This is a genomic window from Marinomonas lutimaris, from assembly GCF_019426345.1.
GTDB lineage: Bacteria > Pseudomonadota > Gammaproteobacteria > Pseudomonadales > Marinomonadaceae > Marinomonas > Marinomonas lutimaris.
On record NZ_JAHLLW010000021.1, the window covers coordinates 37,260 to 54,877 of the forward strand.

General features: G+C 44.9%; 14 protein-coding genes. All 14 read right to left on the minus strand.

Features of this window, described 5'->3' with window-relative positions; genetic code table 11:
* Positions 1-2: 2 nt before the first annotated feature.
* The 14 genes from rplC to secE all read right to left on the minus strand — a co-directional run bounded on the left by rplC (position 3) and on the right by secE (position 17,587).
* Positions 3-641 (minus strand): 50S ribosomal protein L3, encoded by a 639-nt coding sequence (gene rplC, locus KPL72_RS18185; RefSeq protein WP_212916909.1) that lies wholly within the window; start codon positions 639-641, stop codon positions 3-5.
* A gap of 128 nt (positions 642-769) precedes the next feature.
* Positions 770-1,081 carry a 30S ribosomal protein S10 gene (gene rpsJ / locus KPL72_RS18190; RefSeq protein WP_012071937.1) on the minus strand — a complete coding sequence of 104 codons (312 nt, stop codon included), beginning with the start codon at positions 1,079-1,081 and terminating at the stop codon, positions 770-772.
* Between the two features lie 208 nt (positions 1,082-1,289).
* Positions 1,290-2,513 (minus strand): elongation factor Tu, encoded by a 1,224-nt coding sequence (gene tuf, locus KPL72_RS18195; RefSeq protein ID WP_212916910.1) that lies wholly within the window; start codon positions 2,511-2,513, stop codon positions 1,290-1,292.
* A 35-nt stretch (positions 2,514-2,548) separates the two neighbouring features.
* Positions 2,549-4,642, minus strand: coding sequence for an elongation factor G (gene fusA, locus KPL72_RS18200; protein ID WP_219703979.1), 2,094 nt, complete (start codon positions 4,640-4,642; stop codon positions 2,549-2,551).
* 21 nt (positions 4,643-4,663) lie between these two features.
* The gene (gene rpsG, locus KPL72_RS18205) at positions 4,664-5,137 is read right to left on the minus strand and encodes a 30S ribosomal protein S7 (RefSeq protein WP_012071940.1); all 474 of its coding nucleotides are present in this window, start codon (positions 5,135-5,137) and stop codon (positions 4,664-4,666) included.
* Positions 5,138-5,236: 99 nt separating this feature from the next.
* Positions 5,237-5,611, minus strand: coding sequence for a 30S ribosomal protein S12 (gene rpsL, locus KPL72_RS18210; protein ID WP_012071941.1), 375 nt, complete (start codon positions 5,609-5,611; stop codon positions 5,237-5,239).
* A 137-nt stretch (positions 5,612-5,748) separates the two neighbouring features.
* Positions 5,749-9,951, minus strand: a complete 4,203-nt coding sequence (rpoC, locus tag KPL72_RS18215; protein ID WP_212916912.1) for a DNA-directed RNA polymerase subunit beta' — start codon at positions 9,949-9,951, stop codon at positions 5,749-5,751.
* Positions 9,952-10,016: 65 nt separating this feature from the next.
* The gene (gene rpoB, locus KPL72_RS18220) at positions 10,017-14,117 is read right to left on the minus strand and encodes a DNA-directed RNA polymerase subunit beta (RefSeq protein WP_212916913.1); all 4,101 of its coding nucleotides are present in this window, start codon (positions 14,115-14,117) and stop codon (positions 10,017-10,019) included.
* Positions 14,118-14,305: 188 nt separating this feature from the next.
* Positions 14,306-14,677, minus strand: a complete 372-nt coding sequence (gene rplL / locus KPL72_RS18225; protein WP_212916914.1) for a 50S ribosomal protein L7/L12 — start codon at positions 14,675-14,677, stop codon at positions 14,306-14,308.
* Positions 14,678-14,758: 81 nt separating this feature from the next.
* Positions 14,759-15,259: a 50S ribosomal protein L10 gene (gene rplJ / locus KPL72_RS18230; protein WP_012071945.1), complete on the minus strand. Its 501-nt coding sequence runs from the start codon at positions 15,257-15,259 to the stop codon at positions 14,759-14,761.
* Positions 15,260-15,490: 231 nt separating this feature from the next.
* Complete coding sequence (gene rplA / locus KPL72_RS18235; RefSeq protein ID WP_212916915.1) at positions 15,491-16,192, minus strand: 50S ribosomal protein L1; 702 nt, start codon at positions 16,190-16,192, stop codon at positions 15,491-15,493.
* Positions 16,192-16,626: a 50S ribosomal protein L11 gene (gene rplK, locus KPL72_RS18240; RefSeq protein ID WP_012071947.1), complete on the minus strand. Its 435-nt coding sequence runs from the start codon at positions 16,624-16,626 to the stop codon at positions 16,192-16,194. Before rplK ends, rplA begins: the two co-directional genes overlap by 1 nt.
* Positions 16,627-16,675: 49 nt before the next feature.
* Positions 16,676-17,209, minus strand: coding sequence for a transcription termination/antitermination protein NusG (gene nusG, locus KPL72_RS18245; protein ID WP_212916916.1), 534 nt, complete (start codon positions 17,207-17,209; stop codon positions 16,676-16,678).
* Between the two features lie 9 nt (positions 17,210-17,218).
* Entirely contained in the window at positions 17,219-17,587 is a 369-nt protein-coding gene (gene secE, locus KPL72_RS18250) for a preprotein translocase subunit SecE (RefSeq protein WP_212916917.1), read from the minus strand.
* Between the last annotated feature and the right edge of the window lie 31 nt (positions 17,588-17,618).

Consider the following 17,618-nt stretch of genomic DNA (forward strand, 5'->3'; position numbering starts at 1 on the left):
TCTTAGCGAGCTTTAACAGCTGATTGAAGAATAACATCACCATTTACTGCACCAGGTACGGCACCTTTCACAAGGATAAGGTTACGTTCTGTGTCTACGCGAACCACTTCTAGTGATTGTGTAGTTACTTGTGCAGCACCCATATGGCCAGCCATCTTCTTGCCTTTCCAAACACGACCAGGTGTTTGACATTGGCCGATAGAACCAGGTGCACGGTGAGACAATGAGTTACCATGTGTAGCATCTTGCATACTAAAATTATGACGCTTGATGGCACCTTGAAACCCTTTACCCTTTGATTGACCAGTTACATCAACCATTTGGATAGATTCGAAATCAGCAACAGTCAGCTCATCACCAACATTGATTTCTTTTTCGTCACCTGCCAGGCGGAACTCCCACAAACCACGACCTGCCTCAACATTTGCTTTTGCATAATGACCCGCAGCAGCTTTGTTAACGCGGCTCGAACGGCGAGAACCTACAGTAACTTGAACAGCTTGGTAGCCATCAGTTTCTGATGTTTTCACCTGAGTAACGCGGTTCGGTTCAACCTCGATGACGGTTACTGGCACGGATACACCATCTTCAGTGAAGATACGTGTCATACCGGCTTTGCGTCCGACTAATTGAATAGCCATTTTTTACCTCACTTGCCAGTTGTGTATGGGGCTATCACCCGCTACGGCTGATCATTCCAGATCATTCCACTATTGTGCATATAGCCGACTGATAACCAGCCGGTTGTCGCACCCCAAACTTTGAGCTATTAACCCAAAGAAATTTGTACTTCCACGCCTGCCGCAAGATCTAGCTTCATTAGAGCATCAACAGTTTTTTCAGTTGGCTCAACGATGTCTAGAACACGTTTGTGTGTACGGATTTCATACTGATCACGCGCATCTTTGTTTACGTGTGGAGAAATCAATACTGTATAACGCTCTTTGCGAGTAGGAAGTGGAATCGGTCCACGCACTTGCGCACCTGTACGTTTCGCTGTGTCCACAATTTCTTGTGTTGAAGCATCGATCAGACGATGATCAAACGCTTTCAGACGAATACGGATTTTTTGGCTTTGCATTTCCAACTCCAAATACAATGTTTTGATGACTTAACTGTACATTTATTAAGCCACAATCCTTTTTTAAGGACGGCGAATATTAGCCATTCAAAAACTGGTTGTCAAGTAACCAATTTCTGAACAAACAAAATAAACCATAAAAATAAAAAGGCCACCCGATCTGCGAGTGGCCTTTTCTAAATCAAAGTAAGCAGATATTAATATCTAATTACTTAAGGATTTTAGCTACAACACCAGCACCAACTGTACGACCACCTTCACGAATCGCGAAACGTAGACCTTCGTCCATCGCGATTGGGTGAATTAGCTCAACAGTCATTTGAATGTTATCACCAGGCATAACCATTTCTACGCCTTCAGGCAGAGAACATGCACCAGTTACGTCAGTTGTACGGAAGTAAAACTGTGGACGGTAACCTTTGAAGAATGGAGTATGACGACCACCCTCATCTTTACCCAACACGTAAACTTCTGCTTCAAACTCTGTATGAGGAGTGATTGAACCAGGCTTAGCCAATACTTGACCGCGCTGTACGTCTTCACGCTTAGTACCACGTAGAAGAATACCACAGTTCTCACCAGCACGACCTTCGTCTAGAAGCTTACGGAACATCTCTACACCAGTACAAGTTGTTTTAGTAGTATCAACGATACCAACAATTTCAACTTCTTCTTGGATTTTGATAATACCACGCTCAACACGACCAGTAACAACAGTACCACGACCTTGAATAGAGAATACATCCTCGATAGGCATCAAGAATGCACCATCAATAGCACGCTCTGGCTCAGGAATGTACTCGTCAAGAGTTTCAACTAGTTTACGTACTGCAGTAGTACCCATTTCGTTGTCGTCTTCGCCTTTCAACGCCATTAGCGCAGAACCTGGGATGATTGGAGTATCATCACCTGGGAAGTCGTATTCAGAAAGAAGGTCACGCAATTCCATCTCAACCAACTCTAGCATTTCAGCGTATTCTTCAGAATCCGCACCACCACAGTCTTCAGCCAACAAGTCAGACTTGTTCAAGAAAACAACAATGTAAGGAACGCCTACTTGACGAGAAAGAAGAATGTGTTCACGAGTCTGAGGCATAGGACCATCAGTCGCACCACAAACTAGGATCGCACCGTCCATTTGAGCAGCACCAGTGATCATGTTTTTAACATAATCGGCGTGTCCAGGACAGTCTACGTGTGCGTAGTGACGAGTTGGAGAATCATACTCTACGTGAGAAGTAGAGATAGTGATACCACGCTCACGCTCTTCAGGAGCATTATCGATACCGTCAAAAGCAACAGCTGTTCCGCCGAATACTTCTGCACATACGCGAGTCAATGCTGCAGTTAGAGTTGTTTTACCATGGTCAACGTGACCGATTGTGCCAACGTTAACGTGCGGTTTATTACGTTCGAATTTACTCTTTGCCATGATACATACACCTTAAGAATTAGTAAGTATGATGATTAATCTTCATTTTTGATGATCGCGTCTGCCACACTAGCCGGTGCTTCAGCGTATTTCTCAAACTCCATTGCATAACTTGCACGCCCTTGCGACAAGCTACGCACGTCAGTTGCATATCCGAACATTTCCCCAAGAGGAACTTCAGCACGAATAATCTTCCCTGACGGGGAATCGTCCATCCCCTGAACAACACCACGACGACGATTCAGGTCACCCATCACATCACCCATGTATTCTTCAGGAGTTACAACTTCCACTTTCATTACAGGTTCAAGAACGCAAGGATCAGCATCAGCCGCTCCTTTTCTTAGCCCCTGAGAAGCTGCAATTTTAAAGGCCATTTCATTAGAGTCAACATCATGGAATGAACCATCGATCAGCACAACCTTGATACCCAATAATGGATAACCAGCGATTACACCGTTCTTCATTTGCTCCGAAACACCCTTTTCTACTGCAGGGATGTATTCTTTAGGAATAGCACCACCAACAATCTCGTTAACAAACTCAAGCCCATCTTTATCAGTCGGGATTAACTTCATCACGACGTGACCGTATTGACCACGACCACCGGATTGACGCACAAATTTGTGATTAACCACCACTTCTTTGCGAATTTTCTCCCGATAGGAAACCTGAGGCTTACCAATGTTTGCCTCCACCTTGAACTCGCGACGCATACGATCGACAAGTATATCAAGGTGCAGCTCACCCATACCGGAAATAATTATTTGACCCGTTTCTTCGTGCGTTTCCACCCGAAAAGAAGGATCCTCTTGCGCCAATTTACCCAGCGCAACGCCCATTTTATCCTGATCAGCCTGAGATTTTGGCTCAACAGCGACGGATATAACAGGCTCTGGAAACTCCATACGCTCAAGCACAACAACATCATTCATATCGCAAAGCGTATCACCCGTAGTTACGTATTTCATTCCTACGATAGCAGCAATATCACCCGCCAATACTTCTTTGATTTCTTCACGATTATTAGCATGCATTTGAACCATTCGGCCAATACGCTCACGCTTCTGCTTAACAGAATTGTAAACCGCATCTCCTGAACGCAACACTCCAGAATACACACGAATAAATGTTAATGTACCCACAAATGGGTCTGTCGCTATTTTGAATGCCAACGACGAGAATGGATCCTCATCATTAGCTATTCGAGTTACAACAGTTTCACCATCTTCAAGCGTCCCTTCAATCGCTTTCACTTCAAGCGGTGAAGGTAAATATTCAACAACAGCATCCAAAACAGCCTGAACACCTTTATTTTTAAAGGCAGAACCACAAGTAACCAAGACAATTTCATTGGATAACGTGCGAATTCTCAAACCGCTTTTTATCTCATCAACAGATAGCTCACCTTCTTCAAGGTACCTATCCATTAATTCATCATTCGCTTCAGCTGCCGCCTCAACCATGTGCTCACGCCACTCTTGCGCTTCCTCAAGCAAATCATCAGGAACCTCCTCCAAAGAGAAAGTCATACCATGATCTTCTTCATTCCACACAATAGTTTTCATCAAGATCAAATCGATTACACCTCTGAAATCTTCTTCAGTGCCAACATTGATCTGAATTGGAACAGCATTAGCCCCAAGACGAGTTTTTAACTGACGAACAACAGCAAAAAAGTCAGCTCCCGTACGATCCATCTTATTGATGAAAACCATACGCGGCACTTCATACTTATTTGCTTGACGCCAAACCGTCTCAGTTTGAGGCTGCACACCCGAAGAACCACAAAGCACAACAACAGCACCATCCAAAACACGTAGAGAACGCTCTACTTCAATAGTAAAATCTACGTGCCCAGGCGTGTCTATAATGTTGACACGATGCTCTTCAAACTGCTTATTCATTCCACTCCAGAAGCATGTTGTTGCTGCTGAAGTTATCGTGATACCACGTTCTTGCTCTTGCTCCATCCAATCCATTGTTGCTGCACCATCGTGCACTTCACCAATTTTATGAGATAGACCAGTATAAAAAAGAACGCGCTCAGTTGTCGTCGTTTTACCTGCATCAACATGCGCACAAATACCGATGTTACGGTAGCGGTTGATAGGTGTTTTACGTGCCACTGTGTATCCTTCTCCGGATGATTAGAAACGGTAGTGAGAGAATGCTTTGTTAGCTTCTGCCATGCGGTGAACGTCTTCACGTTTCTTAACAGCAGAACCTTTGTTTTCAGCAGCATCTAAAATTTCGCCAGCTAGACGCAAAGCCATGGATTTTTCACCACGCTTACGAGAAGCATCAACCAACCAACGCATAGATAAAGCTGCGCGGCGAGCTGGACGAACTTCCACAGGAACTTGGTATGTCGCACCACCAACACGGCGAGATTTAACCTCAACCATTGGCTGGATAGATTCCAATGCTTTTTCGAAGATAGCCATTGGCTCTTCAGTTTTAGCGCGAGCTGCTACAGTATTTAGCGCATTGTAAACAATGCTCTCTGCAACAGACTTTTTACCGCTAACCATTACATGGTTGATGAATTTAGCGAGAATCTGGCTTCCGTGTTTAGGATCCGGAAGGATTTCACGCTTAGCGACGACGCGTCTTCTAGGCATATCTATATCCTCTTCAGGTTCGCCCGAGACAATTATATTATTGCTCGGCCTTACTGTATTAAAAAATTATGTCTAAACGATGAATTAAGCTGATTTAACTTACTTCTTAGGACGTTTAGTACCGTATTTAGAACGGCCTTGCTTACGATTTTGTACGCCTGAAGTATCCAAGCTACCACGCACTGTGTGGTAACGAACACCAGGAAGGTCTTTTACACGACCGCCGCGAATCAGCACTACGCTGTGTTCTTGCAGGTTGTGACCTTCACCACCGATGTAGGAAGTAACTTCGAAGCCGTTAGTCAAGCGAACACGACATACTTTACGCAAAGCCGAGTTAGGCTTTTTAGGTGTAGTAGTATATACGCGAGTGCAGACACCGCGGCGTTGCGGACAAGCTTGTAACGCAGGAACGTCACTCTTTGCCACTTTACGTTTACGTGGTTTACGAACCAACTGGTTAACGGTTGCCATTAGACAAGCTCCACAAATCCAATTCTTATGACGGAAATCGCCAAAATTAAGGAGGCGCAAGTTTAATTTGCGCCTATAAAACAGTCAATAGGGAGGCGACTAAAAAATCACCTCCCTTACGATTTAACAGCAAATAACTAGTCTTTCAGTGCAGCACTCAATGCTTCTTCAACATCTGAGGCACTTACTGTCGAACTTCCTTCCTTCGCTGCTAGTGCAAGCTCTTTCTTTCTCTTGCGCTCATTGTGGTAAGCCAAACCTGTACCAGCTGGTATCAAGCGACCCACAACAACGTTTTCTTTCAAGCCACGTAAGTGATCTTTCTTACCAGTTACCGCACCTTCCGTAAGAACTCGAGTTGTCTCTTGGAAAGATGCCGCTGATATAAAGGACTCAGTAGCCAAAGAAGCTTTCGTGATACCTAGAAGCACACGCTCAAACTTAGCAGGGAATTTACCCTCTGCTTCCGCTTTTTCGTTTGAATCTAGCAGATGAGTAAACTCAACCTGATCACCTTGAATAAGATCTGTATCACCAGACTCACCAACTTCTACTTTGCGTAACATTTGGTTAACGATAACCTCAATGTGCTTATCGTTAATTACTACGCCTTGCAAGCGGTAAACTTCTTGCACTTCATTCGTGATGTAATCAGCCAAAGCCTCTACACCCTGAAGACGCAAAATGTCATGAGGGCTCAAAGGACCGTCGGCAATAATCTCACCTTTAGCCACTTCTTCACCATCAAAGATGTTGATTTGACGCCATTTAGGAATCAAAGTCTCGACTGGATCATCACCGTTTTGAGGAGTGATAACCAAACGGATCTTACCTTTTGTTTCTTTACCGAAGCTAACCACACCGCTCGTTTCCGCCATAACAGCAGGATCTTTCGGACGACGCGCTTCGAATAGGTCTGCCACTCGTGGCAAACCACCGGTAATATCTTTGTTACCAATAGATTCTTGAGGAATACGCGCAAGAACCTCACCTGATTTCACTGTCGCGCCATGATCTAGACTCAACAATGCTTTTTCAGGAAGCATGTACTGTACTGGTGATTCAGTACCAGGAATCAATACAGGGTTACCCTCTGCATCAACAACGGCAATCATCGGACGTATGTCTTTACCAGCTGCAGGACGATCACGCATCTCCATAACTTCAATAGTAGTCAAGCCCGTCATTTCGTCAGATTGACGACGAATAGTAACGTTCTCTTCCATACCACTGAACTCAAGGCGACCTTCCATCTCAGATACGATTGGGTGTGTATGTGGATCCCAGTTAGCGACGATTTGACCCGCAGTAACTTGATCACCTTCACGCACACTCAATACCGCACCGTAAGGAAGCTTATAACGCTCTTTCTCACGACCCGCTTCATCAGCAATGGCCAATTCAGAAGAACGAGATGCAACAACTAGGTGACCAGTATGACGCTCGATACTCTTCATTTTATTGAAACGTACTGTACCCGCACTCTTCACCTGGACACTATCAATCGCAGACGCTCGAGATGCCGCACCACCGATGTGGAACGTACGCATCGTTAACTGCGTACCTGGCTCACCGATAGACTGTGCTGCAACAACACCAATGGCTTCACCAATGTTAACTTGATGACCACGAGCAAGATCACGACCGTAACACTTAGCACATACACCATGACGTGTATTACAAGTGATAACAGAACGAATGATCATTTCATCCACACCAGCCGCTTCGATAGTACGAACGTCATGCTCGTCAATCAAAGTACCAGCAGCAAGAACGAAATCGCCTTTACCGTCAATCACATCTTGAGCCACTACACGACCCAATACACGATGACCTAGCGGAACAACTACGTCACCACCTTCAATCATGGCTGCAACGGAAATACCGTTTGTAGAGCCACAATCTACTTCAGTGATAACCAAATCCTGCGCTACGTCTACTAGACGACGAGTCAAGTAACCAGAGTTTGCTGTTTTCAATGCCGTATCGGCTAGACCCTTACGAGCACCGTGTGTAGAGGTAAAGTACTGAAGTACTGATAGACCTTCACGGAAGTTCGCAGTGATTGGTGTCTCGATAATGGAACCATCTGGTTTCGCCATCAAACCACGCATACCACCCAACTGACGCATCTGCGCAACACTACCACGGGCACCAGAGTCAGCCATCATGTAAACCGAGTTAAAAGATTGTTGTTCAACCTCTTCGCCCGCTTTATTGATTGTCATCTCTTTTGCCAAGTTTTTCATCATGGCTTCAGTAACAGTTTCGTTGGTACGAGACCATAAATCGATTACCTTGTTGTACTTCTCGCCTTGAGTTACAAGACCATCAGCGTATTGGTATTCGATTTCTTTAACTTCTGCTTCAGCTTTCGCAATGATCGCTGCTTTCTCCGGTGGAATAACAAAGTCATCAACACCAACAGAAGAGCCTGACGCCGTAGCGTAAGCAAAACCTGTGTACATCAATTGGTCAGCAAAAATACAGCTCTCTTTCAAGCCGACTTTACGGTAACACTCGTTGATCAAGTTAGAGATCGCTTTTTTCTTCATGGTTTGGTTAACCACAGAGAACGGTAGGCCATCAGGAACAATATCAAACAACAAGGCACGACCAACAGTTGTATCTGCAATGAAAGTAGACGGCACTTTGTCGCCATCAAGCGTGGTATCAACTTGGCTGATACGTACTTTTACTTTCGCGTGCAATTCAACCTGTTTAGCACCATACGCACGGTGTACTTCTTTGATGTCAGAAAATGCCATGCCTTCGCCTTTGGCATTGATTTTCTCACGAGTCATATAGTACAGACCCAATACAACGTCCTGAGAAGGAACGATGATCGGCTCACCGTTTGCAGGTGATAGGATGTTGTTCGTAGACATCATCAATGCACGAGCTTCTAGCTGCGCCTCGATAGTCAACGGAACGTGAACCGCCATTTGGTCACCATCGAAATCGGCGTTGTATGCCGCACACACTAGTGGGTGCAACTGAATCGCTTTACCTTCGATCAACATTGGTTCAAACGCTTGGATACCCAAACGGTGAAGTGTTGGCGCACGGTTCAACATCACTGGATGTTCGCGAATAACCTCATCTAGGATATCCCACACTTCAGGTGTTTCACGCTCAACCATTTTCTTAGCCGCTTTGATCGTCGTCGCCATGCCACGAAGTTCAAGCTTAGAGAAAATGAATGGCTTGAATAACTCAAGTGCCATTTTCTTAGGTAGACCACACTGATGTAGACGCAGTGATGGACCTACTGTGATTACAGAACGACCAGAGTAGTCAACACGCTTACCTAGCAAGTTCTGGCGGAAACGACCTTGTTTACCCTTGATCATATCAGCCAAAGATTTTAGAGGACGTTTGTTAGAACCAGTAATGGCGCGGCCACGACGACCGTTATCAAGCAAAGCATCAACAGATTCTTGCAACATACGCTTTTCGTTGCGTACGATGATATCTGGAGCTGATAACTCTAACAGGCGTTTTAGACGGTTGTTACGGTTAATTACACGACGGTAAAGGTCGTTCAAATCAGACGTCGCAAAACGACCACCTTCAAGTGGCACCAATGGACGAAGATCTGGTGGAAGAACTGGCAATACATCTAACACCATCCACTCTGGGTTGTTACCAGAATGATAGAATGCTTCAACAAGCTTAAGACGCTTAGAAAGTTTCTTAATACGAGTTTCAGAATTAGTGCTGTTTAGCTCTTCACGCATGCTGTTAATTTCTACAGGCATATCTAAATCGCGAAGCAACATCTGAACCGCTTCCGCACCCATACGGGCATCAAACTCGTCACCGAATTCTTCTAGCGCTTCAAAATACTGCTCATCGTTTAGCAATTGGCCTTTATCAAGCGTTGTCATACCTGGATCGATCACGATGAAAGATTCAAAATACAAAACACGCTCAATGTCACGCAACGTCATATCTAAGATAAGACCGATACGAGACGGTAGAGACTTCAAAAACCAAATATGTGCAACAGGCGATGCAAGCTCAATGTGACCCATGCGTTCACGACGCACTTTAGACAGAGCCACTTCAACGCCACACTTCTCACAGATAACACCACGGTGTTTCAAACGCTTATATTTACCACACAAGCATTCGTAGTCCTTAATAGGACCAAAGATTTTTGCACAGAACAAACCGTCACGTTCTGGTTTGAACGTACGGTAGTTGATGGTCTCTGGCTTTTTAACTTCACCGTAAGACCATGAACGAATCATATCTGGTGATGCCAAGCCAATGCGGATCGCATCAAACTCGTCAGATTGTCCCTGTGATTTTAGAAGACCTAATAAGTCTTTCATGGATATTCGCCCCACTCGTAAGGCCGGGGAGTCTTGCTCCCCAGCAGGTCAAATGTGATTCGTGCTTATTCGTTTTCCAGCTCGATATCGATACCAAGAGAACGAATCTCTTTCACCAACACGTTGAAGGACTCAGGCATGCCAGGTTCCATACGGTGGTCACCATCTACGATGTTTTTATACATCTTAGTACGGCCATTCACGTCATCGGACTTAACAGTCAACATTTCTTGAAGCGTGTAAGCAGCACCGTATGCTTCTAGTGCCCATACCTCCATCTCCCCGAAACGCTGACCACCGAACTGAGCTTTACCACCCAGCGGCTGCTGAGTAACCAAGCTGTAAGAACCGGTAGAACGTGCGTGCATTTTGTCGTCAACCAAGTGGTTCAACTTAAGCATGTACATGTAACCAACAGTTACAGGACGTTCAAAAGCATCACCAGTACGGCCGTTAAACAATTTAACTTGGCCGCTTTCGTTGATTCCAGCTAAACGCAACATACGTTTAATTTCAGACTCTTTTGCACCATCAAAGGCACCAGACGCCATTGGAACACCACCTGTTAGGTTAGATGCCAAGGTCAAAATTTCTTCGTCTGTAAAGCTGTCCAAATCTTCAGTACGCGCACATTTCAAATCACCTTCGTAGCCGTTATAGATCTCGTCAAGGAAGCTACGCAGTTCTGCAACTGCCTCTGCTTTCTCACGCTCTACAACAAGCATCTCGTTGATCTTACGACCCAAGCCTTTAGATGCCGCACCTAAGTGAGTCTCCAAAACCTGACCAACGTTCATACGCGAAGGAACACCTAGCGGGTTCAAAACGATATCAACTGGATCACCGTTTTCATCGTACGGCATATCTTCAACTGGCATAATTTTAGAAATTACACCTTTGTTACCATGACGACCGGCCATTTTATCACCTGGCTGGATACGACGTTTGATGGCAACATAAACCTTAACGATTTTAAGAACGCCAGGCGCTAGATCATCACCTGTTTGTAGCTTGCGTTTCTTATCTTCGAATTTCGCATCAAGTTCTTTACGGCGCTCAATCAAAGCGGCTTGTGCTTTTTCAAGCTGCTCACTCGCTTCTTCATTAGCAACACGAATTTTAAACCACTCAGGGTGATCTAGATTCGCCAAGTACTCTTCCGTAATAATCGCATTGCGAGCCAAACCAGGACCACCTTCCGCTTGCTGACCGATTAGGGCTTCAGCTAGACGCTCGAAAGTCGCTTTCTCAACAATACGGAACTCTTCGTTCAAGTCCTTGCGAACTTGATCAAGCTGCGACTTTTCAATGAACTTAGCACGGTCATCTTTTTCGATGCCATCACGAGTGAAAACTTGCACGTCGATAACTGTACCGCGCGTACCCGTCTTAACACGTTGCGACGTATCTTTTACGTCGGACGCTTTTTCACCGAAGATAGCTCGCAAAAGTTTCTCTTCAGGCGTTAGCTGTGTCTCACCCTTAGGCGTTACTTTACCAACTAGAATATCGCCCGGCTCTACTTCTGCACCGATGTAAACGATACCGGATTGATCCAACTTAGAAAGCGCACCTTCACCCACATTAGGGATATCAGCAGTAATCTCTTCTGGCCCAAGCTTAGTATCACGCGCAACACACGTTAACTCTTGAATGTGGATAGAAGTGAATCGATCTTCTTCTACAACACGCTCAGAAACGAGAATCGAGTCTTCGAAGTTGAAACCGTTCCAAGGCATAAAAGCAATACGCATGTTTTGGCCTAGTGCCAAATCACCCATATCTACAGAAGGGCCATCAGCCATAATGTCGCCAGAAGCAACCTTCTCACCTTTCATAACCAAAGTACGCTGGTTGATACAAGTGTTCTGGTTAGAACGCACGTATTTAGTTAGGTTGTAGATATCTACACCCGCCTCACCAGCAATTGTTTCTTCTGAATTCACACGTACAACGATACGGCTCGCATCAACAGACTCAATCACACCACCGCGGTTCGCAACGATACAAACACCAGAATCTTTTGCTACATTTTTTTCCATCCCAGTACCAACTACAGGCTTATCTGCCTTAAGTGTAGGTACTGCTTGACGCTGCATGTTCGATCCCATCAATGCACGGTTAGCATCGTCGTGCTCTAGGAACGGAATCAAAGATGCCGCAACAGAAACAACCTGACGAGGTGACACGTCCATTAGGTTTACTTTCTCTTTTGGAATCAAAGTCGTTTCGTGCATGTGACGCACCTGAACCAACTCATCAACCAAACGACCTTCCGCATCAACATTTGCAGATGCTTGGGCTATTACATATTTCGCTTCATCGATTGCAGAGATATAAACTGTTTCATCAGTCATTTTGCCATCGATAATCTTACGGTATGGCGTTTCTAAGAAGCCGTAGCTGTTAGTGCGCGCATAAGTTGATAGCGAGTTAATCAAACCGATGTTTGGACCTTCAGGTGTTTCGATAGGACAAACACGGCCATAGTGAGTAGCGTGTACGTCACGTACTTCAAAGCCTGCACGTTCACGCGTAAGACCACCAGGCCCTAACGCCGAAACACGACGCTTATGCGTTACTTCAGATAGCGGGTTGTTTTGGTCCATAAACTGAGACAACTGGCTTGAACCGAAGAACTCTTTAATAGCGGCAGCAACTGGCTTCGCATTCAAAAGGTCTTGCGGCATAAGGCCATCAGCTTCTGCCATTGACAAACGCTCTTTCACTGCACGCTCAACACGAACAAGACCAACACGGAATTGGTTCTCGGCCATTTCACCAACAGAACGAACTCGACGGTTACCCAAGTGATCGATGTCATCAACCATGCCGTTACCGTTACGGATATCAAGCAAAGTTTTTAGAACAGCTACGATGTCGTCATTATCAAGAACGCCAGCACCCGTATCTTCTTCACGGCCTAAACGACGATTGAATTTCATTCGACCAACGCCAGATAGGTCATAGCGATCTTCGGAGAAGAACAAACCTTGGAACAAACCTTCAGCCGATTCTTTGGTCGGTGGCTCGCCAGGACGCATCATGCGATAGATTTCAACTAGAGCTTCTAACTGATTACTCGTTGGATCAATACGCAGCGTATCAGAAATAAATGGACCATTATCCAAATCGTTCGTATAAAGCGTTTCAACTTCAGTAATACCAGAAGAAACCAACGCCTCTAGCAAATCAACAGACAACTCAGTGTTTGCTTCCGCAATCAACTCACCCGTTGAAGGATGAACCAAGTTTTTCGCTGTTACCTTGCCAAGCATGTACTCAAGCGGTACAGATAGACGCTCAAGACCTGATTTTTCCATCACACGAATGTGCTTAGCAGTAATACGGCGACCTTCTTCTACGATCAGTTCGCCATTCGCATCAGCAATATTAAACAGTGCAGTCTCGCCACGTAGACGATTTGCAACTAGATCCATTTCAAAACCATCACGTTTCAAATAGAAACGAGTAGAGTCAAAGAAAGTATCTAGAATTTGCTCAGTTCCGTAACCCAAAGCGCGCAACAAAATAGTTGCCGGCAACTTACGGCGACGGTCAATACGAACAAATACGCAATCTTTTGGATCAAACTCGAAGTCCAACCATGAACCGCGGTAAGGAATAATACGAGCAGAATGTAGTAACTTGCCTGAAGAGTGTGTCTTACCACGATCGTGGTCGAAGAACACACCAGGAGAACGGTGTAATTGAGATACAATAACACGCTCAGTCCCGTTGATTACAAAGGTACCATTGTCTGTCATAAGCGGAATTTCGCCCATGTAGACTTCTTGCTCGCGAATGTCTTTGATTGCCTTATTGGACGACTCTTTATCATAAATAATAAGTCGCACACGAACACGTAAAGGTGCCGCGTAAGTAACACCACGCAACTGACACTCTTTAACATCAAAGACTGGCTTGCCTAAACGGTAATCGACGTATTCTAGCGCCGCATTGCCGGAAAAGCTGACCATTGGAAAGACAGATTTAAAGGCCCCATGCAGACCTAATTCCCCACGCTCTGCAAGACTTTTACCTTCCTGCAGAAAATTACGATAGGATTCAAGCTGAATTGCCAGCAAGTATGGCACATCCAAAACGGGCGGCAGTTTACCGAAATCCTTACGGATACGTTTTTTCTCAGTGTATGAGTAAGCCATCAGCATTCCCCAGCTTGTGCACATTGACGCAAAAGGCCCAAATCAGGCCTTACCATATATGGGAGCATTATCTCCCATGTGAAAATTCTTTTAAGTTTTATTTGAGTTTCAGAAACCCAAAAAGGCCGGTGACAATAATGTCACCAGCCATTTCGACTATTGGTCGAAATCTGGAAATACAAGTATCATTACTTGATTTCGACAGATGCACCAGCTTCTTCAAGAGCTGCTTTAAGAGCGGCAGCATCTTCTTTAGAAGCAGCTTCTTTAACAGTCATTGGAGCGCCGTCAACGATAGCTTTAGCTTCTTTCAAGCCTAGACCAGTCGCTGCACGAACCGCTTTGATTACGTTTACTTTCTTCTCGCCTGCAGCAGTAAGAACAACGTCAAATTCAGTTTGTTCTTCAGCAGCAGCGCCAGCTTCAGCAGCAGGACCCGCAGCTACAGCAGCAGCTGCAGATACGCCGAATTTTTCTTCCATTGCAGAAATTAGTTCAACAACGTCCATCACAGACATTTCTGCTACTGCATTGATGATATCTTCTTTAGTTAGAGCCATGACTCAGATTCCTAGCATTCTTTATAATCACCCTAGGGTGATAAAACAAATATTTATCAAGAAGGGATACGGTAAGCCGTATTAAGCCGCTTCTTGCTCTTTTTGATCGCGAACCGCTGCAAGAGTACGTACAAACTTGCTTGTTGCGCCCTGAATAACACTCATCAGTTTCGCAATAGCTTCGTCGTATGTAGGCAGTGTTGCCAAACGATCAATGTCGCCAGCTGGGATCAACTCACCGTTGAACGCCAACGCCTTTACTTCAAACTTGCTGTTAGTTTTCGCAAACGCTTTCAACAAACGAGCAGCCGCACCCGGATGTTCGTTAGAAAAAGCAATTAACGTAGGACCAACAAAGCTCTCAGCTAGACATTCGAAGTCAGTGCCTTCAACTGCACGGCGAGCCAAAGTATTACGTACTACACGTACATAAACACCTGCTTCGCGCGCTTCTTTACGTAGTTCTGTCATACTACTCACGGTAACACCGCGAGAGTCAGCAACTACTGCAGATAATGCAGTTTTAGCAACTTCGCTAACTTCGGCGACAATGGCTTTTTTGTCTTCTAGACCTAATGCCACTGGTTTTCTCCTGGATTAGCAGGGAATAAATTCCCCTATTTTTACCAACTCTCCGATTACTCGAAGTACTTGCTGGTGAGTTAGATCCAGTTAATCTGAATCGGGCCACACCATCTGCGCAGGACAAACATTTTTCAACGTTGTTATTAAACCATTAGGTTCCTGCGGTCTTTGACGGCCTGCTCAACAAATAAATGAAGGCAGACCCCAAAGCTCATGATCTAAACACACTTACTTAGTAGAGTTAAGCGCGCCTAGATCAATTTGTAGACCAGGTCCCATTGTAGAGGACAAGGTCACTTTTTTCAGGTAAACACCTTTAGAAGACGCAGGTTTAGCACGACGCAAGTCGGTCAAAAGCGCTTCCAAGTTACCTCTGATAGCATCCGCAGCGAACTCAATAGAGCCAACAGCAGCGTGAATGATACCATTTTTATCTGTACGGTAACGAGCTTGACCTGCTTTTGCATTTCGTACTGCAGTAGCAACATCAGGCGTTACTGTGCCAACTTTAGGGTTAGGCATTAGACCACGTGGGCCTAAAACTTGACCTAGCTGACCAACGATACGCATTGCATCTGGAGATGCAATAACTACGTCAAAATCAAGGTTACCAGCTTTAACTTGTTCAGCTAAATCTTCAAAACCAACAACATCTGCACCAGCTTCTTTCGCAGCTTCAGCATTTGCACCTTGCGCAAATACAGCAACACGAACATCTTTACCGGCACCATGAGGCAATACTGTAGAACCACGAACAACCTGATCAGATTTGCGTGGGTCAACGCCTAGGTTAACAGATACGTCGATAGACTCTTTAAACTTAACAGTAGAAAGCTCAGACAATAGAGCAACAGCTTCTTCTACAGAGTAAAATTTAGTTGCTTCTACTTTTTCAGCGATCAAACGAGCGCGTTTAGTTAATTTAGCCATTAGTTAACACCCTCAACTTCTAGACCCATAGCGCGTGCGCTACCAGCAATAGTACGAACTGCTGCATCCATGTTAGAAGCAGTCAAATCAGCCTGCTTAGCAACAACAATCTCTTCTAGTTGAGCACGAGTAACCGTACCGACTTTTTGAGTATTTGGACGTGGAGAACCACTCTTTAAACCAGCAGCTTTTTTAAGCAAAACTGCTGCAGGAGTAGATTTAGTTTCGAATGTAAAACTACGATCACTGTAAACAGTGATAATAACAGGCGTTGGAAGACCTGGCTCAAGGCTTTGAGTTTTAGCATTGAACGCTTTACAGAATTCCATGATATTCACACCGTGTTGACCAAGTGCTGGACCAACTGGTGGACTTGGGTTCGCTTGACCCGCTTTAACTTGTAGCTTGATATAAGCTTGGACTTTCTTAGCCATTTTTCAACTCCAATTGGGTCACTGCCCTAAGGCTACCCGTTCAACAAAATCAGGCTTTTTCAACCTGACTAAACTCCAAATCAACAGGTGTAGAGCGCCCAAAAATAAGCACTGCCACTTTGATTCGACTTTTATCGTAATCCACCTCTTCCACAACACCATTGAAATCAGCGAACGGCCCTTCATTAACACGAACCACCTCACCCACTTCAAACAAGGTCTTAGGACGAGGCTTATCAACACCATCACTAACACGCTGCAGAATAGCATCCGCTTCACGAGTTGTAATCGGTGAAGGCTTATCCGCCGTACCACCAATAAAACCAAGTACGCGAGATGTGCCTTTAACCAAATGCCAAGAGGCGTCATTCATATCCATTTGAACCAATACATAACCTGGATAGAACTTTCTTTCACTCTTGCGCTTTTTACCATCTCGGATCTCGACCACTTCTTCGGTCGGCACCAAGATGTCACCAAAATTTTCTTCCTGCCCCATAACCTGCACCCGCTCAATAAGCGAACGCATTACGTGCTTTTCGTACCCTGAGTACGCCTGTACTACATACCATCGTTTGGTCACGAGCAACTCCTAACTAATTACCGAGGAAACGATCCAACCAAGGAACGAATCCACCCCCCATAGCACGAGAGACATAAAAACAACAACCGCTAACACTATTAAGGTTGTTTGCATGGTTTCTTGTCTAGTTGGCCATACAACTCTGCGAATTTCAGTTTTAGCTTCTCTTGCCAGAGTAAAAAAAGCCTTACCTTTCACAGTTTGCAACGCAACAAAACCAGCGACACCAGCCAACACCAAGATAGCGATTAAGCGATACAATAGTGACTCAGCAGAATAATAGTTATTACCAATCACGCCTACCGCAACTAGCAGAACAACAATTGCCCACTTAAACACATCTCCGCGAGACGCTTGAGCTTCAGTACTCGAACTCATACTTCAGGTGATCCCTAACTAAGAAATAGGA